Here is a 22889-nt window from a genome sequence, read left to right as displayed (position 1 = left end):
TCAAATTCCAACACCTCACATCATCCGCTAAACACACAGGCCTTTAGCCACATGCAATGTGGCTCTACCAAAACAGACAATTTTCGTAGAGCCGAATTGCAATACGGCTCTAATGGTTTTTGCAATCAGGAGATTTAATTTTTGGTAAGCAAATTCGTCGATAAGCCACAATGCATTATGCCTCTACCAAATTAGGACGCTATTTCTCTATACCTCCTTCACCAATTTGATATGCATATACGGCGCCCATACTTTTTCCTGGTTGAGTTGCTCCCATACGCCTGAGAAAACGGTATCATTTTCACTGAAGCCACCTTTAAACAGCAGGGTTTCACCTCTGAAAATCCACAGGTCGTCCATTAGCGTTACCTGAAACTGCCCCGAATTACCGATGTTATCATAAAACTGAGTCATGAAATGGCTCTCCTGTTCTTCAAAACTAAATACTTCCAGTGTTCTCTGATGGCGGTCGCCCATTTCAAGTTCAGAATTGTGTAGAAGAAAATACTCACCTTCCAACCATTCATAGCTCTCATGCCCCCTGATATCAGTGCCAGCCTTGTTTGAAGTGGGTAAAATTTGCCCCACTGTGGTCCATTTTCCTACAAATTTTTCAAGTTGTGTGCGCTTTGCGTCAAGGTTCTCCATAATCTTATTAAAAAAAATCTTTCAACAATACCCAAAAAAAGTGTGCCAGAGTGTTTTTAGGCAATGTGCCAGGGCAGTCGGGCTGCTATGAGACTTTTTTGATAAGTGCGTTAATCATTAATTTTTTCCGTTCATAAAAATCACCACAATTGGGGTAACAACTTCTAAGCAATTTTGCCTATATTTGTAACATTAATTATGAAAAGCATTTTAATGAAAAAGCTACTTACCTACGGCTGCCATGGTGTTGCCTGTGTGCCTTATGCATTGGGCATGGGTGCGGGTTCTGCATCTTATCTTAATCGTTTTTCATATCGCGGGTTTAGTCATCAGGGTACTTATATGGGGGTGTGGTCTGATGCAGTACATACGTGGTCTGTAGCAAAAATTTTTTTTGCCAGCCTTGCAACATACGCCGCGCAGGCAACGTTGTTAGTTACGTATAGCATCATAAAGCTGTATCCTTCATCAAAAGCGCTTTCGTCTGCTTCCGGTGGTTATCCTGCCGGGTGGGCTGTGGCTCCGGTGCTTTTACCAACAAACGCCATACTTAGTAATACCCAAACCAGCGAAAATCCGGTTTCAGGGTTTATGCCAGTTGCAGTTTTTTCTAAACCGCAATGGGGGTAAGGTATGTGGTGCAGATAAGTATTTTTACTTAAAAAGTGCCGATTTCGGGCTGATGAGCCCTACGGGTTGTTTGGGTCTGTTTGCTTTGTATAGTAATTAGGTATTTAATTTGCGGAATGAAATGCCCGGAGGATGAAAAGAAACAGCAGCAGAGGCAAAAAACTGCATGTTAGGCAAACCAGTATTTGTATAGACAAGCAGATAAAGAAATAGGAATAAATCAGTACCTGATGCCTGATGAAAAGTTTTACAGCCTCAGAATTATCTATTGAAATTGGCTGACATTGTAAACATCTGTTTTTGGTTTCAGGAAAATGAAAATATAAACTTTGCCGATAGTGTGTTTTTGTCAATTGAATAAAAACCGGTAAAAGCCCGGGGCTACATGCCGGGTACTGTTAGCAAAGAAAAAGATTTTATACAGTTTAGTTTAGTTTATTGAATAAAAACCGGCCGCTTTGAGCTCGGTTTTTTTTTGTGCCATAGTCGGCCGGATTGCCTTAGTTTTGCCCAAAGGCGGGCTGAAATCTGATTTTTTTTTCAGAATTAGAAAAATTAACATTTTTTTAATAATTGTATTTTCAGCTTAATGCGGGGTTCAGGCTTCGGTAGTTATTTTCGTCGCTTTGGCCCGTTGCCTCAGCAGTTTGAAGTCAAAACTCAAAATATATCATCCACACACCAACATTTTATCTTAATTTTACACCCGTTTTAAAATATAGCAAAACTCGGTTTTCTCTTATGAGTAGTACTTACGGAACAATTTTTAAGATTTCAACATTTGGTGAATCACACGGCAAAGCCATCGGCGTAGTAATAGACGGATGCCCCTCAGGAATAGATTTTGATGAAGCCTACATTCAGCACGAACTAGACCGCCGCAAACCGGGTCAGTCGCGCATTACCACCCAACGCAAAGAGGCCGACGAGTTTCAGGTACTATCGGGTATTTTTGAGGGCAAAACAACCGGTACACCCATTGCTATGGTTATTTTTAATGAAGACCAACGCTCTAAAGATTACAGCCACATAGCGCATCAGTTCAGACCATCGCATGCCGACTACACCTATACCGCCAAATATGGTGTTCGCGATTACCGCGGAGGCGGGCGCAGCTCAGCCCGCGAGACAGCCGCTCGCGTAGCGGCCGGGGCACTGGCCAAAATGCTGCTGGCGCAACAGCAAATAACGGTGCAGGCCTATGTGTCGCAGGTCGGGAATATTAAACTGGATAAAGAATATTACGAACTGGATTTGAGCAAAACCGACGATAACGCCGTGCGTTGCCCTGACGAGGCCACCGCGCAAAAAATGTTTGAGTTCATAGACGAAACCCGCAAAAAGGGCGATTCTATCGGTGGTATCATCACAGGGGTTATCAAAGGTGTGCCGGTAGGCTGGGGCGAACCCGTGTTTGATAAACTTCATGCCGAGTTAGGCAAGGCTATGCTGGGCATTAATGCCGTAAAGGGTTTTGAATATGGCAGCGGCTTTGATGGCGTAGCATTATTCGGCTCGCAACACAATGACGAGTTTTACGTTGGCGAAGACGGAAAGGTACATACCCGCACCAATCATTCGGGCGGTATACAAGGCGGAATTTCGAACGGAGAAGATATCTATTTCAGAGTGGCTTTTAAGCCGGTGGCCACAATCATGCAAGACCAGGAGAGCGTAAATGAAGCCGGCGAAACCGTTGTGGTGTCGGGCAAGGGCCGTCATGACCCATGTGTGCTGCCGCGTGCGGTGCCAATTGTTGAGGCAATGGCAGCCCTGGTGCTGGCCGATTTCAGCCTGCGCAGCAGAAGCAACAAGCGCTAATTAAACGGTACCAAAATGACTTTTAAACATCTGAGGGGCAAAAAAAGCCCCTTTTTTGTTCATTTTTTTGAAATATGTTCTATTTTTGTATAAAAATGCTTTCCTGATGGAGTTTATTCCTGCTGATATTGACCAATATTGTCTGGATCATACCACGCCTGAAAATGACCTGCTGAGCAAATTGAACCGCGAAACGCATGCAAAAGTCTTGCAGTCTCGTATGCTTTCGGGCCACTTGCAAGGGCGTTTACTGGCTATGCTTTCACAGATGATTCAGCCCGGGCTGATTCTTGAAATCGGTACTTATACCGGTTACTCGGCGTTGTGCCTGGCAGAAGGGCTTACCCAAAACGGAAAAATCATTACAATTGACGTAAACGAAGAGCTGGAAGATTTTGTAAGAAATTTCTTTGCTCAATCGCCGTTGCATCACAAGATAGATTTCAGAATCGGTAATGCACTGGAGATTATTCCGGAAATGGAAGGTCCGTTTGACCTTGTTTTTATTGATGCCGATAAACTGAATTACCAGCGGTATTATGATATTGTTTTCGATAAGGTGCGCCCGGGGGGCTATATCATAGCCGACAACGTATTGTGGAGCGGCAAAGTAAGCAACCCGGCTGCCAAAGATAAAGATACCCTGAACATCAGGGCGTTTAATGATGCTATACATAACGATAACCGCGTAGAAAATATCCTGCTGCCCATTCGTGATGGGTTGCTGGTACTCAGAAAAAAATAATTAATAACTCTTAATAAACTTACCAGATATTCTCATTTGAAGAGAAACAAACTGCTGCCATATTCTTTTGCTGAATTTAGAATTGAGTATGCGGCTTATTAAGCTAAGCCGTATTTAAAAAGATGCAATTTCTTGCTGCCTGCAGGCAGATTTTGAAAGACCGTCTCATCATTCCTAAAATTTGTGCTTTTACTAATAACTCATTAGCTCATGAAAAGAATTTTTGTGCTTTCGTTTTTTGTGGTAGGTTTTCAGGCAGTGCTGGCGCAGCAGTCGTCGTTACCGCAGGTACCCAAAAAGGTAGTGTTTGCAGGTGTTTCAGTGCAGTTGGATGCCGACGCCCAGGCACTTGTTGAAAAAGAAGTATCTGCCTTGTTGATTCCTGAAAACAGATATGTTCAGGATAAATTGCAGCGTATTCAGTGGTATTTTCCGGTTATAGAACGTATTCTGGCAGATGAAAAAGTGCCTGACGATTTCAAGTACCTGGCCGTTGTTGAAAGCTCATTGCTGCCTGATGCCGTTTCCAGTTCAAACGCCGTTGGTTTCTGGCAAATGAAAGCCCCTACGGCTCAGGAACTGGGCCTGCGGGTCGATAATGTCATTGATGAACGAAAAAATATCTATGCCTCTACCAAAGCTGCGGCCAGGTATCTGAAGCGCAGCAACCAGATTTACAAAAACTGGATTTCCTCTTTATATTCTTACCTGCTGGGTGCTGCCGGTATCAGCAAAATTGTACCGTCTGAGTGGGTCAATGCTTCTTCTGTAACTTTTAATGCCCGTACCGACCGCTACCTGATTAAAACAATAGCTGCACGTCTGGCTTTTGAACACCGCGTAAGCCAGATGAAGCAAAACGAATGGGCCTTTTTTGAGTACCGCCAGGGCAAAGGCAAAACCCTGGCCGAAATAGCCGCCGTTTTTGAAATAGACCTTATTGAGCTCAAAAAACATAATTCATGGTTGCAGACATCTACCATACCTGACGATTACTCTGTGGCACTTTTTGTGCCTGCCAACAGGCTGGACCTGGTTCAGATTAAGGCCATCGGGCAATCGTCACTGATGCCCAATAACACCAAACCAGCCGAAAAAGAAACCGTAACGCCTGCACCTGTAATAGCCAGACCTACGGCCAATCATGCCGGATACCCCGTGCTGGTACGCGCTGGCAAACCCGCTAAAAATGATGACGGCCCTGTTTTTTATGAAATAAACGAGAAGAAAGGTATTTTGGCCAAAACCGGCGACGACGTGGCCTCGCTGGCCAAAGCCGGCAGGGTATCGGTGAAGAACTTTTTATTATATAACGACATGACCGATGCCGACGTGGTTGTGCCGGGTAAAGTATATTACCTGCAACGTAAATACAGCAGGGGGCCTGTGGCAGAGGCAGATTTAAAAACGGGGGAGTCGACCTGGGAGCTTTCTCAGGCCTATGGTGTAAAACTGCATAGCCTGCTGAAATACAACCGCTTAAACGAACCGGCAGAAATACGCGAAGGCCAGGTAGTATATCTGCAAAGAAAACGGCCGAAACACCAGCCGCTGCAAACCGGTATAGAACCTAAGCCTAAGCCGCAGGAAGTAGTGCCTGCCCAACCACTACCGCTAATGGAGAAGTTTGACCAGAAAACAAACACCAAACCAGAAGTACTGGCCAAAAATACCAAAGCCCCGGAACGCGAAGTGGTAAGAGAACCACAAGCCTCTGAAACCGTAGTAATAGAGCGCGCCAGTAAAAGGCCAGCCACTAAACAGCCGGAGCCGTCTGCGGCAGCAGAAACCAAAGTAACACCATTGCCGGGCCAGTCGACAGATGATGAGGCAGACACCGTGCCGATTATTAAAATAGAAGACGAAAAACCTGTGTATACGGCGTCAACATCAACCGGCAAGCCATCTGTTACACCTAAAACAGTGATTATGCGTGAACCAGAGGCCGACAAAAGCACCAGAGCCAGCGTAGCGCCTAAAAAGGTTTATTACAGAGTAACGCCGGGCCAGAACTTATACAGTATAGCCCGCAAGTATAATGTTTCAGTGCGAGACCTGGCCGAGTGGAATAATTTTTCGGTGAAGGAGAGAGTAAAATCAGGGCAACAACTGATAGTGGGCTACAAAGACAGCCCCGCCTACGAAACAAGAGAAACAACGGTAAAAGAAAACCCGGCTAAAGAGAAAACTGAGCCAGCCAGAGCATCGGTGGTTAAATCGCATAAGGTAGTAAGGGGCGAAACGCTTTTCAGTATTTCAAAGAAATATGATGTTACCATGAAGCAGATTCAGGAATGGAACAATATGACCAGCCGTGATGTTAAAATAGGGCAGAAGCTGCTTATCAGAAAAATATAGTGGCCCGGCGCATGTATGCCTTCAGGCTTCAATGCATACGGGTTGTATAGAGTAAAGCCCCTTTGCCTTTTAAACACGGTAGAGGGGCTTTGTAATAAAAAGATGCTTTGGTTTACGCAGTGCAGATGTCTGATACCTAAAACAAGCCTTATTGAACACTACCCAGTAATTTTTATATACAATGATATTGATTGAGAATACCTGTGTCAGCGATGATGTAGCTGACAAATTTTTTGTTTGTAACCTCGATAAATGTAAGGGAGCCTGTTGCGTGGAAGGCGACCTGGGCGCACCTCTGGAGGAGTCGGAACTGCCTGTACTGGAAGAGATATACGAACACGTAAAACCTTATCTGACACCCGATGGTATAAAAGCCATAGAAGAACAGGGAAAATACATAAAAGACTGGGAGGGCGACTTCTCTACCCCAACCATTGAAGACCGCGAATGCGCCTACGCCGTATATGACGATAAGGGCATTCTGAAATGCGGTATTGAACAGGCTTACCTGGACGGGAAGATAACCTGGAAAAAGCCTATATCCTGCCATTTGTACCCGATACGAATTACTAAATACGAGAGTTTCCACGCCGTTAATTATGACCGCTGGTCTATCTGCAGCGACGCCTGCGAGCTGGGCGATAAACTGGGCGTGCCTGTTTATCAGTTTTTAAAAGAACCCCTGATACGGCAATATGGCGAAAGCTGGTTTAATACATTAGAGAAAGAGATAAAGAATCTGGAACCATAAGGATGCGGGTAGTTCTCTATTCGCTGTTACCTGAATATCTTCCGGTTTTGGCATCAGTTTTTGTTGATACTGCCTTAATTTAAGCAGCATGTATCACCAGATTACCGGGTTTTGCCAAGCGGTTAATTTATTTCTTTACTTATGTATATGGGCTGTTGAAAATTGTTTATATTCGGTACTGAAATCATTATTTACCTCTCACAGTTTCATCTACCTTCAAGGATACAGATGAACTGAAATTCATTGAAAGTAATTCAAAATGTTAAATGGATATGAATGGAAATGTATCAGTAGATGAAGCAATAGCAAAAGGCCATCGGGTACTCAATTTACCTGCAGTGGTTTTTATGCTGGCCGGTTTTGGGATTACCGTTTACCTGTCTGCGCATAATCTTATACCTGGGTGGGGTATGGTAGCCGGGTTTGTCGCTACCTTCGTTTTATCTTGGTTATGGTGGAGCTTCATGGTTACTAAATGGCGGCTGTGGGCATTTGAGAACGTAAGGAACGTACATGAACTAAAAAAACGTGCTATCAGAGAAAAACTGATATGGCCTGATAACAGCATATTTGAAAAGACGGAAATCAGAAGTGCGGCAGACAAACTTAAATGGGCTGAATTGCAGGTGAAATTCAGGCATGATGATTTATTCCTTGACGACCTGACAATTCCAAATGAGACCATTATTTATTATTCGAAAAGTAAAAACTACCTGCAAATGATACTTATGCTACTTTGCTCGGCAGGTGGTGTTTATGTACTTCTTAAAACAGATAGTTATATCATTGGCTCTGTTATGCTACTGGGAGGTGCCTACTACAGTTTTAGAGAATACAAGGAGGCAACCAATACCGAGCCACAAATTATTTTGAATGAAGAAGGAATCAGAACCGTATCTACAGAGTTTTACAGCTGGCAGCAAATCAGCAATGAAGAAGTAGTAAGTGAGGGGTCTGGTAAAAAATCTCATTTCTATCTGGTTTATGACCATCCGAACGGAAGCGAGCATTTACAGATTGAAGATTTTGATACTGACGCTAAAAGCTTAAATCAGCTGCTTGTTTTGTATCGTGGCCGTAGCAACAAAAAAAATCGCTAGTTTGGTAAATGGCACAGTCTGACAACATTTATGATGTTATATACCAGGTAGTGCGCCTCATACCCAAGGGTAGGGTAACCAGTTATGGCGCCATAGCTCAGTATATCGGTTCAAAATCGGGGGCGCGGCTGGTGGGTTGGGCCATGAATGCCTGCCACGGCCTGCCTGACGTACCTGCCCACCGGGTAGTAAACCGGAATGGCGTATTAAGTGGCAAAGCGCATTTTGGCGGCAACCGCATGCAAGAGCTACTGGAAGCCGAAGGAATTAAGGTGGTAAATGACAAAGTGGTTGATTATGCTGCTCTTTTCTGGAACCCCTCAACAGAGTTATTATAAGCAGACCGCCCATAAAGAAAAAACCCCCGAAGTTCGGGGGTATTTCTCAACTTTATAGCCATGAAAACTAATATTTTTTATAACATTTTCATTTTTATTATGCCAATGTTATTTTCAAGTCATTTAATTTCTTTCTGATAGAGGTATCAAACTGTTTGTCGTCCAGTTTTAAAACATAACCACCAATCAGTGCTTCGTTTGTTTTTTCCTCCAGCAATACTTCTTTGCCGGTAGATTTGGCAACCAACGCGGTAATTTCCTGACGTTGGGCATCTGTTAGAGGAGTAACGGTAGTTACAGTAGCTTTTTGAATACCTTTTTTAGCGTTGTAGAGTTTCTCAAACTCTTCGGCAATTGAGTATATCAAATTTTCTCTGTGTTTCTTGGTTAAAACATTGAAAATCGAAAAAGTCACATCGCTTACGCGATTTTCGAAAATATTTTTCAATATTCCTAATTTTTTGTCGTGACGAACAATCGGATTATTCATCACTACCAAAAACTGTCTGTTTTCGTCGCAAATCTGCTGAAACAGGACCATGTCACTGCTCACTTCTTCTACAACATTTTTTTCGGTAGCCAGGTCAAATAATGACTTGGCGTATCTGTATGCAACTATTGAATCTGCCATTTTTTTCTATAAAGAACTAAATTCTCGGTTGCAACATATATTTAGACAAAAATACAACCGACTCTATCAAAAAAACAAATTTTGTAAGACTTATTTTGCAAAAGCATAACAATAAATTTGCAATAATAAGTTTTTTACTTTAGTACCAACCTGATTTTGTATCAGAATCAGTTCAACTTAGCTTCTGAAATCAAATCTGAAACCAGCGATTCCTGTGCTTTTTTGTCGGCCAGCTCTTTACGCAATACTTTTTCAGCGATTTCGATAGAGAACGCAGCCACATCTTTTTTCATTTGGGCAACCAGGGCAACTTTTTCCTGCTGAATAGCCTCACGTGCATCAGCAATAATTTTGGTACCTTCAGCAACTGCTTTGTCTTTGGCTTCAGCCAGCATATTATCTGAGGCGATTTTTGCTTCACGGATAATCTTGTCGCGCTCAATACGTGCTTCAGCAATAATTCTGTCGTTATCGGCCTTTAACTTGGCCATTTCTGCACGGGTTTCTTCTGCCATTCTGAGTGCCGACTCAATTGAATCTTCACGTTCTTTAACGGCGCTCAAAATTGGCTTCCATGCAAATTTAGCAAGAACAAAAACTAAAATACCAAAAACCAAGAGCATCCAGAAAATCAATCCGGGGCTGGGGGTTAGTAATTCCATATCAGTTTTAAAATTTTTATTTAATTATTTGATTGGTAAAGACCTGGTGTTTACAACAACTATTTTATTATAAACTACTTTACATTGAACGATGACCGAGACTTATAGGAATCCTGCACTAACGCCTAATGCGAATAGTACAGGATGCCTGAATCAGATCGTTTACTTTTGATTCTTAAACTAATTTGAAAGAGATCAAAAGACAGATTACAGCTGCAAAAAGAGCTACGGCTTCTACAAGGGCAGCGATGATGATCATCATAGTCTGGATTTTGTTAGCAGCTTCTGGTTGACGTGCAACACCTTCAAGCGCGCTACCACCGATTTTACCAAGACCTAGACCTGCACCGATAGCGGCTAGACCAGCACCTAAAGCGGCGCCAAATACTGCAAGACCACGAGTTGAATCAGCACCTGCTTGTAAAAGAGTTTGTAATAAAGACATGATTAAACAATTTATATATTAATGAAAAAATAAATACTTAATTAATTATCAGTGGCCGTGGTCTGCATCATGATGCTCTTCAATGGCACTACCAATATACATTGATGAAAGCAGCGTGAAAATAAACGCCTGCAAGAATGCTACCAGCAGCTCAATGGTGTTCATGAACAGGGTAAACAAGGTTACCACACCGCCAATGGCAAAGTTTTTGAAAATAAAGATAAGACCCAGCAAACTAAGGATAATGATGTGGCCAGCCGTAATGTTGGCAAACAAACGTATCATTAGCGACATCGGTTTCATAAACACACCGGCAATCTCAACCACCCACATAAGAGGCAGCATAACCACAGGTACGCCCTCTGGCTTAACCAGGTGCAACCAGTAGTGTTTGTTGGCGTTGATGTGCGTAATGAAAAACGTAATAACGGCCAGAATCATGGTAATGGCTATATTGCCTGTTACATTAGCGCCACCCGGCAACAAACCAAGCAGGTTGTTGATAAGCACAAAGAAAAACAGGGTAAGCAAATAAGGCAGATATTTGGCGTACTTAGGCCCGATGTTGGGTTTAACTACTTCGTCTCTGATGAAGAAGATAATCGGCTCCATAAAAGACTGCAAACCCTTTGGCGCTTTGCCTCTGTTGGTATTGAAACTTTTGGCAACTGAAGACATCACCACGATCAGAATAACGGCACTCAGAATAAGCGATGCCACATTTTTGGTGATAGATAAATCCCATACATGAACGCTTTCATCAACCGAGCCATCGGCCTTCACTCTGTGAATGTGCTCGTGTTCATTTTTGTAATCGTTGTAAATACCGTTACCTTCTTTGAAGCGGGCCGATGAGAATACCTCAACGCCGCGGTCTTCAGAATAAAGAATAACAGGAAGCGGGATGACGGCACCATGAGAGAATTCCCACTCGTGAGAATCCTGAATGTGGTGCATAATCATTTTACCAATATCAAAGTTTTCGTCCTCGTGAGCAGTGCTTTCTTTGGCTTCATGATGGCTGTCATGTGCCTCCTGGGCTATTGCAAAAGTTAGAGAAAAGATTGATAATGAGGCTATTAATAAGATTCTATTTGTAAGTAAACGCAACATGTTGTTTAATTTATTCGGTCATTCAACTTTTCAGGAATTCACTTTTCTGAATTTCGGCGCAAGTTAGCATTTAAATTCCAAATTTCAAATATGGTGTAAAATAAATATAATACAAAAAAGTTGGCCACGAACAATTCCTGCTGCTTTAGGCCGAGGTATAATTCTATGCCGATAAAAATGAGGCTAAGAATAAGACGTAAAGCAATTGTTGCGAGATAAAACTGGATAAAGTTTTTATTTTTTTCGCGGAAAGCCAATTCCATTACTCTGTTAAAAAGAAATGAATAGGCCACAAAAAAGCCCAGAATTATCCATTTTTGCGGATGCAGCAGATGGCCAAGGCCAATGGCTCCAGCTAAAAAAAATACAATTATCAATACGCCGGTGAGTATAAGTGTTTTTGCCATATAATAATGAAATAAGCTGCAATAGGTACCTGATTATTGTTTAGGCAACTGCCTGATAACGTTATAAAGCGAGACGCCGATAGAGGTAAGCGATAAAATGAGGGTATAGACAGGAGTTTTGCTGTCCGAGCGGTTGTCGAGCCAATAGCCAAACCAGGTGCCAAGGCCAATGGTGAGTATCATCTGAAGACCAATCTGGGTAAACTTTAACCAGGTGCGGCTGTTGTTGCTGTTGTTGTCTTCCTGCATTGGTTTACGTATTTTTTTGCAAAACTAGGCTTTATGCCCCAATGAACATATTTTTTATATAAAATATAGACTTGTTGTGCAAATTAAGATGCAAAAAGGCAACTGCTGCGCACTGAGCAGATGTACCCTGGCTGCCTAACAGGCTTAATAAATACTAATAAAAATTGATGAAATGTAATTGCAGACAAAGCATAAAACCTGCCAATGGGCAAGAATGTTTTCGGTTACAGAATTTTTTTTCAGGCTGATGCCCTTATGATACAGAAATTAAAACAAATATGTATTTATGAGCCTGACATTTAAACACTAAACTACCTGGGCATGGTTGGTTCTGGATTAGCTGGCTGCGAATTTGCGATGTTGACAAAGATATTATTGTAGATAGCAAGTTTTTTAACATGAAATGGATTTATCAGAATGGCGTATTTACAAAGCAGTAGTTGTTTAGTTGTAAAATTTATGCTTGTAAGGGTGGGAAGATTATTTCCTGCCCTTTCATTATTTATATAACATATTCACCAGATAAAACGCGGCGTCTCTTACCCCGGCGTAGCCAGATTGCAGGGCTTCGTTTAAAGTTTGTGGGCGGTTAAGCACAGAAGCCGCGTAGCTGATGCCCATTTCTTTCATTTGTTGCGGGGTGGCATCTAAGGTACCGCATAGGGCAGCTACGGGTATTGCGCCTGCTTTGCCGGTGATACCTTTTATTAGTTTCCCTTGCAGGGTCTGGTTATCAATTTTACCCTCGCCGGTGATGATTAAATCAACACCAGACAAATGTTTGTCGAAATCACAGAAATCCATCAACAGTTTTACGCCTTCTTTCAAAGTAGCATTCAGAAAAAAGACCGTTCCGAAACCCAGTCCACCCGCAGCGCCATAGCCGGGGCTATCGAAAGTGTCGCGAGAAAGGCCTGTTATGGCAGTAAAATCCTGCAAACCTTTGTCAAGTATTTCAACGGCGTGGGCATCGGCTCCTTTTTGCGGGCCGTAAACATGAGCGGCTCCGCTGGGGCCATAGAGAGGCGCAGTAACATCGCAGGCTGTCTGAAACTTTGGCAGTTGAGCGGCAAGCGGAGACTGGATAATTTTTTTTATGGCCGACAGATTGCCTCCAATGGCTTCTACTTCCTGCCCGGCGGTATCCAGAAACCGCCAGCCTAATGCTTTGGCCATGCCAATGCCTGCATCAGTAGTGGCACTGCCACCAATGCCCAGTATCACTTCTTTTACACCGGCTTCCATTACCAGTTTTATCAGTTCGCCTGTGCCGTAAGTGCTGGTTTGAAGTGGATTTCTTTCTTCGGTTTTCAGCAGACTCAGGCCCGATGCTGTGGCCATTTCAATAAAAGCTGTTTTGCCGTCGGCCGATATACCATACTCGGCATTGATGATTCTGCCCAGGGGGTCTTGCACCTGAGCTGTTTTCTTTTGTCCGCCTGCATACCAGAGCAACAGGTCAAGCGTGCCCTCGCCGCCATCAGCCATAGGCAGGCTTACGGTTTCAATATCGGCCGATACCATGCGAATGCCTTCTGTCATGGCCTCGCACACCTGCGGGGCATCAAGCGAACCTCTGAATTTATCGGGGGCCAGGAGTATTTTCATTCAAAACTGGTTGATAGTCTTCTGACAGGTAAAAAATGTTTGTCTACATCCGGCTGTGTGGGTAGGGCCTGCGGCGTATCAAACGGAGACTTGAAGCGATTGACACCCACCATCACTTTTCCGTTTTGTAGCTGCGCCACTTTTTCCTGATACGCCTTTTCAATTTCGGTCTGCACAAATTCTTCTTCAAAAGCAGCCAGAATGCCTCCTTTTTGCTCAACTGCCAGAAACAGGTTCCAGGCAGCGGTTGATAAATCGTTCGTCAGGCTTTCCAGGTAATAAGACCCGGCGGCAACGTCACGGCTTTTGCCCATGTAGCTTTCGTCGCTCAGCAGATTAGCTATGTTACGGGCTATTCTGTTGCTGGTTTCATTGGGTTCGGTAGTAAATACGTCATCATACCCATGAATACCGAGCGAGTCGCAGCCACCGATAACGGCGGCCATGGCCTCGGTGGTAGCGCGCAGCATATTGGTGTGGGCGTCTGGCACGGCATCATAAAAATAAGAGGTGTGGCAATGAATACGGCAGCTGGTATCTGTAAGCCCGTAGGCACTCAGTACACGGCTCCATAAATAGCGCAGGCTGCGTATCTTGGCTATTTCCATAAAATAATTGGTACCGATGGCCATCGAGAACTCAATCTTTGAAGCCACCTGTGCGGCCGTCAGTCCTTCGTCCGTCAGTTTGTCAAGATACGTAACGGCGGAGGCCAGTGTAAAGGCCAGTTCCTGCACTGTATTGGCGCCGGCGTTATGAAAAGTTTCAGACTGCACCGCAAGCACATAAAACGCAGGGCTGGTGGCTGTATCAGTAATCAGGTTTTTTGCACTTTTCCAAGTTGCGGGGTCGGCAGGTGCTCTGCCTGTGAAGAAATCACCTAACGAATCGAAGATTAAGCCACCTTTGGGCTGATACGCCACGTATTTCTTAAGGGCAGCCAGCAGGGCGGTATGGTTATTGGTTTTAAAATATACGGGTGTGTCGCTCAGTTTTATTTTGTCGAGAAGCCGGGGAATATCAACCCCGGATACCTCTGCATGGCTCAGGTCAATGGCTACCGCATGTACTCCGTTTTGCAAGGCCTCTATAATGGCTTTGTTGGCCTGTTTTTCGTTTACAAAGCTTATTGAAGAGCGGTTTTGCCAGCCCGGGTTTTTTTTTGAAGCCTGCGCCTGCTGTATGGCGCTTACGGGTACGGCGGCCAGGTCTTCTGCTGCATAATAGGGCTGCACCTGAAAACCCTCGGGGGTGTTCCAGACCAGGGTTTGCTCAAAGTTTTTTCCTTTCAGGTCTTTTATTGCCTGCGCCTCCCAATCTTTTTTTGTTGATGCCTGAAATTCATCAAAGAATTTTTTCGTCATAACCAAATTGTATTTTTTGGTGAAAAAACCTGATTTTCAAAGTAAATGTAAAGGTACATTTTGTATTTTTATGAGGCAAATCTAATTTGGCAAAATAATGTTTTGGTTTTACTTTGAAAATACATTTAAAATCTCAAAATTCACTTCTTGGTTGCAAAACTAATTTTAGTATCTTTGCACCCCTTTAGAATCCCTATGTGTGGCCATTATGACTATTTTAGAAACACCAAAGATACAGCGAGAGGTAGATTTAGTATGGAATAACTGCCTGAAAATCATCCGTGAGAATATCTCTGAACAGAGTTATAAAACCTGGTTTGAGCCTATTGTACCCGGTAAGTTAGACGGCAAGAAGTTAATCATACAGGTGCCAAGCCAGTTCTTTTACGAATGGCTGGAGGAAAACTATGTGCAGTTGCTGAGAAAAGCGCTTGACTATGCCATTGGCAGAGACGGTATGCTTGAGTATTCTATTATAGTAGATAGTGGCAACCAGAAAAAGAACGAACCGCCCATTGCGGTAAATATGCCACAAAACAGCGGGGGGTATCAGCATCATAGCAATCGGCAGCAAGACCCCGTGCATGGTAACGACATGGTACGAAGCCCTTTCATGATGAAAGATCTTGACCTGCCGAACGTTGACTCTTACCTGAACCCCAATTATACTTTTGATAACTTTGTAGAGGGAGACTGTAACCGGCTGGCGCGTGCTGCAGGTTTTGCGGTGGCATCTAAGCCCGGCGTTACGTCGTTCAACCCATTGATGATATACGGTGGGGTAGGGCTGGGTAAAACGCACCTGGTGCAGGCCATTGGCAATTTTATGAAGAGCAAGGCCATGAATAAATTTGTGCTGTATGTTTCGTCAGAGAAATTTACCAGCCAGTTTATCAATGCCATTAAAAATAACAGCCTGCAAGACTTTATGAATTTCTACATGCAGGTGGATATTCTGATTATTGACGACGTTCAGTTTTTATCTGGTAAAGAAAAAACCCAGGAGACTTTCTTCCATATATTTAACCACCTGCACCAGTCGGGCAAACAGATAGTGATGACGTCTGACCGCCCACCGCGTGAGTTGGAAGGGGTAGAAGACCGCCTGTTGTCTCGTTTTAAATGGGGGCTTACCGCAGACCTGCAAACGCCTGACTTTGAAACCCGTATTGCCATTATTCAGAAAAAAGCGCAGGCCGAGGGTATTTCTCTTGACTACGAGGTGATTGAATACCTGGCCCATAGCATTGATACCAACGTACGCGAACTGGAAGGCGTAATGATATCTTTACTGGCGCAGGCATCATTAACCCGCCGGGAAATTGATGTAGATTTAGCAAAAGCCACTTTACGCCATCTGGTAAAAGATACTGAAAAAGAAGTAACGATTGATACCATCATTGAAGCCGTTACTGAACACTACAAAGTGCGCATACCAGACCTGAAAGGCAAAAGCCGCCTGAGAGATATTGTATTGCCAAGGCAGGTTGCTATGTATCTGGCAAAAGAAATGACCAACCTTTCGTTAAAATCTATCGGGTATCATTTCGGCGGGCGCGACCACAGCACGGTTATCCATGCCATTCAGACTGTGAACGACCTGATGGATACCGACAAGGAAATCAATTCGGCGGTTAATAAACTCAAAAAACTATTCGGTAAGTAATACGCCCCGGCTCAGGCTTTGGTGTAGTTGCAGCACCTGCGGTATCAGCAGGTGTTTATCATCATTTATAATGGTGTAGTTGGCTATGGCCGCAAACTGCTCGTCGGTTTTCTGGCGGGCCATTATCGTTTTTATATCTTCAGTTGTTCTTTGCGGGTCTCTTTTCAGGGTGCGCGCAATTCTTAATTCTATAGGAGCGCTTACCACTATTACGGCATCAAAATCATTGTTATCTCCGGCGGCGTTCATCAACGCGGCTTCTCGCAGGGTGTAGGCTTCCTGCCGGTGTTGCAAAAACCATTGGTCGGTATCAGCAAAAACCCTTGGGTGAATCAGCCCGTTCAGCATTTTCAGCAGCGCCGGGTTATCAAAAACCTGAGCAGCCACCCATTGGCGGTTGTATTGTCCGTTGGCATCAAAGGCATTTCTGCCCAGTAATTCTTTTATTTCCTTGCGCAGTTGGAGGTCATTATTAGTGAGCCATTTGGCGCGTTCGTCGGCATAGTATACCGGCACCCCCAGGATTTCGAACATGCGGCAGACAATGGATTTCCCCGACCCAATGCCACCTGTAATGCCTATTTTAAGCACAGTTGTAAACGTTTGGTTGTTTGCAAAGATAGTAGAAATCAGGTAATCCCGGCTACCATTGCCACAAACAAAAACCCCTCTGCTGGTGAATCCGGCAGAGGGGTTTCTGATATATAAAGGATATTACTTTAAAGTAGTAATCCATTTGGCTATTTTCAATGCCTCATCTTTTGGAACCTGAGTCATCGGAGCCATCGGAGGGTAACCTTCCCAGTTTGCAGGGTTAGGTTTGTAGATTAATTCTACAATTTGTTCTGCCTTGTATTTTTTCTTTTTCATTACGTCTTTATAGGCCGGGCCTACTAAACGTGTATCTACTTTATGACAAGCCAGACAAGTATTTTTTTGTAATAATTTCTCAATATCCGGTGGTATTTTGGTTTGAGCCTTTGAAACAGAAGCTATGCCAAGCACAACGGCAACGGTCAGGAATGTTTTTTTCATTGTTAATCTGATAATTAAATAATACTTAAGTCGGAGCGGAAAACTTTTCCGCTAAATACGTAAACAAAACGTTAGGAAGAAAGAATTTGTTGAATTTTTAATGTACTAATTTGTTAACGAAACGTTAAATAGGTTAACTGAAATGTAAAAACCATTCAGGAGCTGTCAGAAAGAGGCATTTTCTTGATAGTTTACAGTTTTTGCTTTACTTTCGTTGCATTGCCGGCTACCCGGGCTTACCCAAATTTATGAATTGTATGAATGTATTACTTACCCTGAAAAAAGGTAGAGCAATGCTGTATCTGTTAAACTGCTTTTGCTGCTTTGGGGTGTTTTTTTTAATGTCTTTTCAGGTTTCGGCCCAGCAGGTGCAGTGGGCAGGTAAAGTGTTGGGGGTGTCGTCTGAACGCAGCGACCCAACCGAAGACGGTCCGCAATATAAGGCCGTGCAGATATTGGGTAAACCCAGCAAATTACCACAAACGGGTAGTTCAAGGGCGGCCTGGTCTCCGGCCGGAGCAGATACCAACGGCGACGAGTGGATAAAAGTAGGTTTTGAACGACCCATGAAAATAAGGCTGGTTTGTGTGGCCGAAAACCATAATCCCGGAGCCATTATACGCATTTTTGCTGCTGATTCTGCCAATAAAGAACACTTGATTCATGAAAACATAGGAGCTGCCCCAACAGTACCGGGGCGCATGTGGAACGTGGTTATTCCACAGACATCGTTTAAGGTGTATGCTATCAAACTGGTTATGACACCCTCATTGGTGCGTGGCTATAATGAGATTGATGCCGTGGGGGTATCTGAGGTAGGTACGCCTTATGAGCCCAAAATTAATGTAGCCAAAAATATACCAAAAGAAATTGTAAAAGAGAATTTGGGGCGTGGGGTAAATACCAGATACAAAGAACTAGCCCCCATAGTTGCACCTGACGGGAAGTCGCTCTATTTTACCCGTGAAGGCCATGATGCCAACATAGGTAAAATGAAAAGCCAGGATGTGTGGGTTTCTAAAATACAGCCTGACGGCACCTGGGGAGAGGCAGAAAACTTAAGGGCCCCCATCAACAACGAGCAGCATAATGCGGTTGCCTCGGTGTCTTCTGATGGAAAACTCCTTTACCTGCTTAATATTTACAGGCCCGATGGTTTAATGTTCCAGGGCTTGTCGACCTCAAAAAAGACACAACTTGGGTGGGAGTTTCCGAAAGAAGTAAAAATAGATGATTATTATACGCTTGGCGAATTTTCGGAGTTTACCCTTGCACCCAATAATAGAGTATTGGTAATTGCCTCTAAGCGCAAAGATACCAGAGGCGGAAAAGATTTATATGTTTCTTTCAGGAATGATAATGATAGCTGGTCAAAGCCATTGAATATAGGCGCTGATTTAAACACCGTAGAAGATGAAATTGCCCCTTTTATAGCGGCCGACTCCAGAACGATTTACTTTTCAACCGAGGGATTACCGGGCTTTGGCAATAATGATATTTTTATGAGCCGCAGGCTTGACAGCACCTGGACCCACTGGAGCGAGCCTGAAAACATTGGCCCTTTAATTAATACTCCCAAATGGGATGCATTCTTTACTATTCCGGCTTCCGGCGAATACGCCTATCTGAGTTCAGTAGAAAAATCTTTTGGCTCTGAGGATATCTTTCGGCTTAAGTTGTTTCCTTCTATTAAGCCAGACCCTGTAGCTATAATATCAGGCGTGGTAATAAACGCGAATGATAAAAAGCCACTGGCCGCAGATGTATTAATGGAGGTTATTATGGACACCACATCGCATGACAGTAAAGACAAAATTTTGTCGGAATTTGACCCCTCCACAGGCGAGTTCAAATTTGTGGTACCTTTAAAGAAAAGTTACGGCCTGAGCGCCTCTAAAAAAGGTTTTCTTTCGGTAAGTGAAACCATAGATTTAAGCAAAGATAACCGTTACCGCGAAATCAGAAGAACCATCAGCCTGATACCCATTAAGGAAGGCGAAAAAATTGTGTTGAACAACCTGTTTTTCAATCAGAGTAAGTTTGATATTCTTGCGCCGTCGTTCCCTGAGCTGGCACGGATTATTGACCTGATGAAAGAATACCCCACTATGGAAGTGCTGATTGAAGGCCACACCGACGGTGCCGACGATAACCTGATGCTGAACGTGAAGCTGTCGCAAGACAGGGCCAATGAAGTAAAAAAGTATCTGGTTGAAAAAGGTGGCATAAACCCGGCGCGTATTCAGACTAAAGGCTGGGGGCCGTCGAGACCCATTGCCAGTAATGCCATTGAAGAAACCAGAAAGAAAAACCGTAGGGTAGAATTTTCGATTTTGAAACTGTAATCTATGCCTGTAAAAAAAACACCTGCACAGAAGGCGGCTGCTCTTTGTCTTGTATTGTTGCCTATGCTGATTTTTGGGTTCATATTTCAGAAATATGCCCTTAATATACCCCATTGGGACGACCTGGCCGTGCGAAATTCGCTGGTTAGTTTCCTGAGCACCGATAGCCTTGCCGAAAAATTCAAGGTGCTTTTTGCACAACATAACGAACACCGGATTTTTCTGACCCGTGTTTTTGCGCTACTGGTGTATCAGCTGACGGGCACACTGCAGCTGAAATGGTTGATGGTGCTGGGGAATCTGGCATTGGCAGGCTTGCTGCTGGTTTTCTATAAGGTTAGTGTGCGCTATAAACTTTCTTTGTGGGCTTTGGTGCCTGTGTCATTCCTGTTGTTTCTGAGCAGCTTATATGAAAACGTTTTCTGGGGTATGGCCTCGGTGCAAAACTTCTGGGTTATTCTGCTGGCGTTTCTGTCTTTTTATTTTCTGGTGTTTTCTTATGGTAAATCAAACCCGGGGTATCTGACATTGGCCATTGTGCTGTGTTTTCTGGGTGTTTTTACCAGCAGCAATGGTATATTGATTCCCATTATTGGTATTGGCCTGCTGGCGTTTCAGAAAAGATACCGTGAGCTGGGTATTTGGGCCGGGGCTGCGGTTGTGTTTTTGTTTATGTATTTCTTTAATTATACCAAGCCGCCTGGTAACAACGCCGGTATTGATTTTTCGGCGCCCGGTACCTTGTTTAAAGGTTTGATGGCGGTGCTGGGCAGCGGGCTGGATGTGTCTTTTATTGCACCCGGCAAACGTCTGGATGTACCCATGACAACCGGAGTATTGCTGCTGGTTATTATTGGGCTTTTTACGTTGCAGGTGCTGTTCAGGAAATATAATATCAATCAGCGGAACAATGATTTATTTCTGCTGGCCTGTGTGGCATTTCTGGGTATTACCTGTGCGGGTATAGTGGCCGGGCGGTTGTCTTATGGTATTGAGGTGCTGCTTACCAGCAAATACAAGATAAATTCGATACTTCTTTTGTGCCTTGCGTACCTTATTCTGTTAAACTCGGTAAACGAAGCCACCCGAACGCAGTTTATAAGGTTAATGATAGCCGGAACCATTGTTTTTCATTTTTATACTTATCTGGCCGAATACCAGAATATCAGTTTCCTGCACCGCGAACGCATTGCCGACCAGTTTAAAATTCAGCATAGCGACAAGCTGATGCCCACAAGCGGTATCTATGCCCAACTTCAGCACCCGGCACCTGCATTCTACGATGCTCTGTTGCCGCAACTGGTGGCAGGTGGAGACTCTGCCAGTATAAAACCGGGGGTGCTGGAAACAGAAACAACCTATATTATTACCGATAACTCGGCGGGTATCTTAAATGTTAGTGCGCCTGACGCCGGCCAGTATTTTGTATTACGGTCGGCAAAGGCAGTCTATCTGTTTGCATCAAGAGTAGCTACGCCAGCCACCCGGCCCGTGAAAGATTATCTTAATTTTGGTTTTCTTTTCGGAAATCAGTTAAAGACCAGTAGTTTTGTAACAGAGTTTTTGAGATTTTACATCCAGTCGGGTAATTATCAGCTGGGTATGGTGCGGGTTGAGAATGGTACGGCGAAAGTGACATGGACCAGCCGGTTTATTCTCATTAAGGCACTGAAGAAACAAGAAATCAAACAAAACTGGTAATTTTCTGTAAGAATCCAATTTCTGATGTCGGCAAAAAACACTTCTTATTTAAAGCAACTCGATGGCATTCGTTTCATAGCCGTATCGTTGGTATTGATTGACCACTGGTCTGACGACAGGCTTAAAATTCCGTTCGGGTTTCTGGGTGTTTGCATCTTTTTTGTGCTGAGCGGTTTTCTGATCACGCGTATTCTGCTCAATGCCAAAGACAAAGACGAGGCCCTTGGCCGTTCTCACGGATTCTCGCTCAAGCAGTTTTACATCCGCCGTACCATTCGTATCTTTCCTGTTTATTACCTTTCTATATTGGTGCTGTATGTGCTGAACGTGCCCCCTGTGAGAGAGAAAATAATCTGGTGCCTTACGTACTCTACCAATATTTATATTGCCATTCATCAATCGTGGCTGGGTGTTATAGACCACCTGTGGTCGCTGGCAGTTGAAGAGCAGTTTTACCTGTTTTTCCCTTTTGTGGTGTTTTTTATTCCTTCGCGTTATCTGGTGCGGGTATTATATGGTTTTATTATTCTTTCGGTTGCGCTCAGGTTTGTGCTTTTCCTGAACAACGTTGCCTGGATGGCCTCTTATGTGCTGATGCCTACCTGCCTTGATGCCTTTGGTATGGGTGGGCTGCTGGCTTATTTTTTCTATCATAAAAATGAAAAAGTAAAGGCTTTTATAACCAATAAACTGTGGCTGGTGCTAAGCATTGTGGTTTATGCAGGGGTAGTGGGTATCAGCAAAATGATATCTGAAGAGCAAAACATCATAACTATTGTATTTTTAAGGCTGTTCGAGTCGCTGCTTGCTTTGTTTCTGGTGGGTAACGCGGCCTATAATTTTGGGGGTATAGCCAGGTTTGTGCTCGAAAACAAAGTGGCGGTGTATCTGGGGCGTATCAGCTACGGCATTTATATTTACCATAATTTTATATATAACTACTATCACTCGGGGCCTTTGCATCCTACTGTCAGGGTGCTTGACAAACTGCCTTTTATAGCGCATCATCTGCCGCTTAAGTTCATTTTTCTGTATGCTGTTACGGTTGCTGCGGCTACGGTGTCATGGTTCCTGATCGAAAAACCAATTAATCAATGGAAAGATAAGTTTGGGTATTGAGGGAATTAGTGAATGAGCGAATTAGTGATTGAGTGAATTAGTGAATGAGCGGCCGCCGTTGCGGGGAATGAGTGAATTAGTGAATGAGTGAAATAGTGAATGAGTGATTGAGCGAATTAGTGAATGAGCGGCTGCTGTTGCGGGGATTGAGCG

Annotated in this window: 21 protein-coding genes; 11 read left to right on the top strand and 10 right to left on the bottom strand. The window is 43.7% G+C overall.

The window, feature by feature from the left end; genetic code table 11:
• Positions 1–207 precede the first annotated feature (207 nt).
• Positions 208–648 (bottom strand): DUF1579 family protein, encoded by a 441-nt coding sequence (locus MB380_RS14515; protein ID WP_253525498.1) that lies wholly within the window; start codon positions 646–648, stop codon positions 208–210.
• A 213-nt stretch (positions 649–861) separates the two neighbouring features.
• Between MB380_RS14515 and MB380_RS14510 the strand changes: the two genes are divergently transcribed.
• The 7 genes from MB380_RS14510 (at position 862) to MB380_RS14480 (ending at position 8391) form a co-directional block, all read left to right on the top strand.
• The gene (locus MB380_RS14510; protein WP_253525496.1) at positions 862–1278 is read left to right on the top strand and encodes a hypothetical protein; all 417 of its coding nucleotides are present in this window, start codon (positions 862–864) and stop codon (positions 1276–1278) included.
• A 741-nt stretch (positions 1279–2019) separates the two neighbouring features.
• Positions 2020–3099 carry a chorismate synthase gene (gene aroC / locus MB380_RS14505; protein WP_253525494.1) on the top strand — a complete coding sequence of 360 codons (1080 nt, stop codon included), beginning with the start codon at positions 2020–2022 and terminating at the stop codon, positions 3097–3099.
• Between the two features lie 106 nt (positions 3100–3205).
• Positions 3206–3844 carry an O-methyltransferase gene (locus MB380_RS14500; RefSeq protein ID WP_253525491.1) on the top strand — a complete coding sequence of 213 codons (639 nt, stop codon included), beginning with the start codon at positions 3206–3208 and terminating at the stop codon, positions 3842–3844.
• A gap of 210 nt (positions 3845–4054) precedes the next feature.
• Positions 4055–6202 carry a LysM peptidoglycan-binding domain-containing protein gene (locus MB380_RS14495; RefSeq protein WP_253525483.1) on the top strand — a complete coding sequence of 716 codons (2148 nt, stop codon included), beginning with the start codon at positions 4055–4057 and terminating at the stop codon, positions 6200–6202.
• A 181-nt stretch (positions 6203–6383) separates the two neighbouring features.
• Entirely contained in the window at positions 6384–6953 is a 570-nt protein-coding gene (locus MB380_RS14490; protein WP_253525481.1) for a DUF3109 family protein, read from the top strand.
• 272 nt (positions 6954–7225) lie between these two features.
• Positions 7226–8053, top strand: a complete 828-nt coding sequence (locus tag MB380_RS14485) for a hypothetical protein (RefSeq protein WP_253525478.1) — start codon at positions 7226–7228, stop codon at positions 8051–8053.
• Positions 8054–8061: 8 nt separating this feature from the next.
• Complete coding sequence (locus MB380_RS14480) at positions 8062–8391, top strand: MGMT family protein (protein WP_253525475.1); 330 nt, start codon at positions 8062–8064, stop codon at positions 8389–8391.
• 97 nt (positions 8392–8488) lie between these two features.
• Here the strand turns inward: MB380_RS14480 and atpH are convergent, their stop codons facing one another.
• The 7 genes from atpH to MB380_RS14445 all read right to left on the bottom strand — a co-directional run bounded on the left by atpH (position 8489) and on the right by MB380_RS14445 (position 14870).
• Positions 8489–9022: an ATP synthase F1 subunit delta gene (gene atpH, locus MB380_RS14475; RefSeq protein ID WP_253525472.1), complete on the bottom strand. Its 534-nt coding sequence runs from the start codon at positions 9020–9022 to the stop codon at positions 8489–8491.
• A 167-nt stretch (positions 9023–9189) separates the two neighbouring features.
• Positions 9190–9684, bottom strand: coding sequence for a F0F1 ATP synthase subunit B (atpF, locus tag MB380_RS14470; protein ID WP_253525469.1), 495 nt, complete (start codon positions 9682–9684; stop codon positions 9190–9192).
• Positions 9685–9859: 175 nt separating this feature from the next.
• Positions 9860–10129 carry a F0F1 ATP synthase subunit C gene (gene atpE / locus MB380_RS14465; protein ID WP_101726376.1) on the bottom strand — a complete coding sequence of 90 codons (270 nt, stop codon included), beginning with the start codon at positions 10127–10129 and terminating at the stop codon, positions 9860–9862.
• A gap of 48 nt (positions 10130–10177) precedes the next feature.
• Positions 10178–11242, bottom strand: coding sequence for a F0F1 ATP synthase subunit A (atpB, locus tag MB380_RS14460; RefSeq protein ID WP_101726377.1), 1065 nt, complete (start codon positions 11240–11242; stop codon positions 10178–10180).
• A 440-nt stretch (positions 11243–11682) separates the two neighbouring features.
• Complete coding sequence (locus MB380_RS14455) at positions 11683–11898, bottom strand: AtpZ/AtpI family protein (RefSeq protein WP_253525466.1); 216 nt, start codon at positions 11896–11898, stop codon at positions 11683–11685.
• 498 nt (positions 11899–12396) lie between these two features.
• Positions 12397–13506 carry a glycerate kinase gene (locus MB380_RS14450; protein WP_253525463.1) on the bottom strand — a complete coding sequence of 370 codons (1110 nt, stop codon included), beginning with the start codon at positions 13504–13506 and terminating at the stop codon, positions 12397–12399.
• Positions 13503–14870 carry a methylmalonyl-CoA mutase family protein gene (locus tag MB380_RS14445; RefSeq protein ID WP_253525460.1) on the bottom strand — a complete coding sequence of 456 codons (1368 nt, stop codon included), beginning with the start codon at positions 14868–14870 and terminating at the stop codon, positions 13503–13505. Before MB380_RS14445 ends, MB380_RS14450 begins: the two co-directional genes overlap by 4 nt.
• A gap of 208 nt (positions 14871–15078) precedes the next feature.
• Here MB380_RS14445 and dnaA point away from each other — a divergent pair, with 208 nt between their 5' ends.
• A complete protein-coding gene (gene dnaA, locus MB380_RS14440) occupies positions 15079–16536 on the top strand; it encodes a chromosomal replication initiator protein DnaA (protein WP_253525447.1) in 1458 nt (485 codons plus the stop codon).
• Here dnaA and coaE read toward each other — a convergent pair.
• Both coaE and MB380_RS14430 read right to left on the bottom strand, forming a co-directional pair.
• The gene (gene coaE / locus MB380_RS14435) at positions 16522–17127 is read right to left on the bottom strand and encodes a dephospho-CoA kinase (RefSeq protein WP_253525444.1); all 606 of its coding nucleotides are present in this window, start codon (positions 17125–17127) and stop codon (positions 16522–16524) included. The two genes, dnaA and coaE, sit on opposite strands and share 15 nt — an antisense overlap.
• Before the next feature lie 123 nt (positions 17128–17250).
• Complete coding sequence (locus MB380_RS14430) at positions 17251–17571, bottom strand: c-type cytochrome (RefSeq protein WP_101726385.1); 321 nt, start codon at positions 17569–17571, stop codon at positions 17251–17253.
• 257 nt (positions 17572–17828) lie between these two features.
• On the opposite strand from MB380_RS14430, the gene MB380_RS14425 reads away from it, so the two are divergent.
• From MB380_RS14425 to MB380_RS14415, 3 genes are read left to right on the top strand one after another with little or no spacing between them, the layout of a single operon-like run.
• Entirely contained in the window at positions 17829–19916 is a 2088-nt protein-coding gene (locus MB380_RS14425) for an OmpA family protein (RefSeq protein WP_253525441.1), read from the top strand.
• Positions 19917–19919: 3 nt separating this feature from the next.
• On the top strand, positions 19920–21617 hold the full coding sequence (locus MB380_RS14420) for a hypothetical protein (RefSeq protein WP_253525439.1): 1698 nt from the start codon (positions 19920–19922) through the stop codon (positions 21615–21617).
• Between the two features lie 24 nt (positions 21618–21641).
• Complete coding sequence (locus MB380_RS14415; RefSeq protein WP_253525436.1) at positions 21642–22736, top strand: acyltransferase; 1095 nt, start codon at positions 21642–21644, stop codon at positions 22734–22736.
• Positions 22737–22889: the final 153 nt, after the last annotated feature.

The organism is Emticicia sp. 21SJ11W-3, assembly GCF_024138715.1.
In the GTDB taxonomy this organism is placed as follows: Bacteria; Bacteroidota; Bacteroidia; order Cytophagales; family Spirosomataceae; genus Emticicia; species Emticicia fluvialis.
This window is presented reverse-complemented; position numbering and strand designations above follow the sequence as displayed.

Bases quoted from the DNA above. Each gene is read 5' to 3' on its own strand.
- MB380_RS14515 (WP_253525498.1), bottom strand. From the start codon at position 648: ATGGAGAACCTTGACGCAAAGCGCACACAACTTGAAAAATTTGTAGGA.
- MB380_RS14510 (WP_253525496.1), top strand. From the start codon at position 862: ATGAAAAAGCTACTTACCTACGGCTGCCATGGTGTTGCCTGTGTGCCT.
- aroC (WP_253525494.1), top strand. From the start codon at position 2,020: ATGAGTAGTACTTACGGAACAATTTTTAAGATTTCAACATTTGGTGAA.
- MB380_RS14500 (WP_253525491.1), top strand. From the start codon at position 3,206: ATGGAGTTTATTCCTGCTGATATTGACCAATATTGTCTGGATCATACC.
- MB380_RS14495 (WP_253525483.1), top strand. From the start codon at position 4,055: ATGAAAAGAATTTTTGTGCTTTCGTTTTTTGTGGTAGGTTTTCAGGCA.
- MB380_RS14490 (WP_253525481.1), top strand. From the start codon at position 6,384: ATGATATTGATTGAGAATACCTGTGTCAGCGATGATGTAGCTGACAAA.
- MB380_RS14485 (WP_253525478.1), top strand. From the start codon at position 7,226: ATGAATGGAAATGTATCAGTAGATGAAGCAATAGCAAAAGGCCATCGG.
- MB380_RS14480 (WP_253525475.1), top strand. From the start codon at position 8,062: ATGGCACAGTCTGACAACATTTATGATGTTATATACCAGGTAGTGCGC.
- atpH (WP_253525472.1), bottom strand. From the start codon at position 9,022: ATGGCAGATTCAATAGTTGCATACAGATACGCCAAGTCATTATTTGAC.
- atpF (WP_253525469.1), bottom strand. From the start codon at position 9,684: ATGGAATTACTAACCCCCAGCCCCGGATTGATTTTCTGGATGCTCTTG.
- atpE (WP_101726376.1), bottom strand. From the start codon at position 10,129: ATGTCTTTATTACAAACTCTTTTACAAGCAGGTGCTGATTCAACTCGT.
- atpB (WP_101726377.1), bottom strand. From the start codon at position 11,242: ATGTTGCGTTTACTTACAAATAGAATCTTATTAATAGCCTCATTATCA.
- MB380_RS14455 (WP_253525466.1), bottom strand. From the start codon at position 11,898: ATGCAGGAAGACAACAACAGCAACAACAGCCGCACCTGGTTAAAGTTT.
- MB380_RS14450 (WP_253525463.1), bottom strand. From the start codon at position 13,506: ATGAAAATACTCCTGGCCCCCGATAAATTCAGAGGTTCGCTTGATGCC.
- MB380_RS14445 (WP_253525460.1), bottom strand. From the start codon at position 14,870: ATGACGAAAAAATTCTTTGATGAATTTCAGGCATCAACAAAAAAAGAT.
- dnaA (WP_253525447.1), top strand. From the start codon at position 15,079: ATGACTATTTTAGAAACACCAAAGATACAGCGAGAGGTAGATTTAGTA.
- MB380_RS14430 (WP_101726385.1), bottom strand. From the start codon at position 17,571: ATGAAAAAAACATTCCTGACCGTTGCCGTTGTGCTTGGCATAGCTTCT.
- MB380_RS14425 (WP_253525441.1), top strand. From the start codon at position 17,829: ATGAATGTATTACTTACCCTGAAAAAAGGTAGAGCAATGCTGTATCTG.
- MB380_RS14420 (WP_253525439.1), top strand. From the start codon at position 19,920: ATGCCTGTAAAAAAAACACCTGCACAGAAGGCGGCTGCTCTTTGTCTT.
- MB380_RS14415 (WP_253525436.1), top strand. From the start codon at position 21,642: ATGTCGGCAAAAAACACTTCTTATTTAAAGCAACTCGATGGCATTCGT.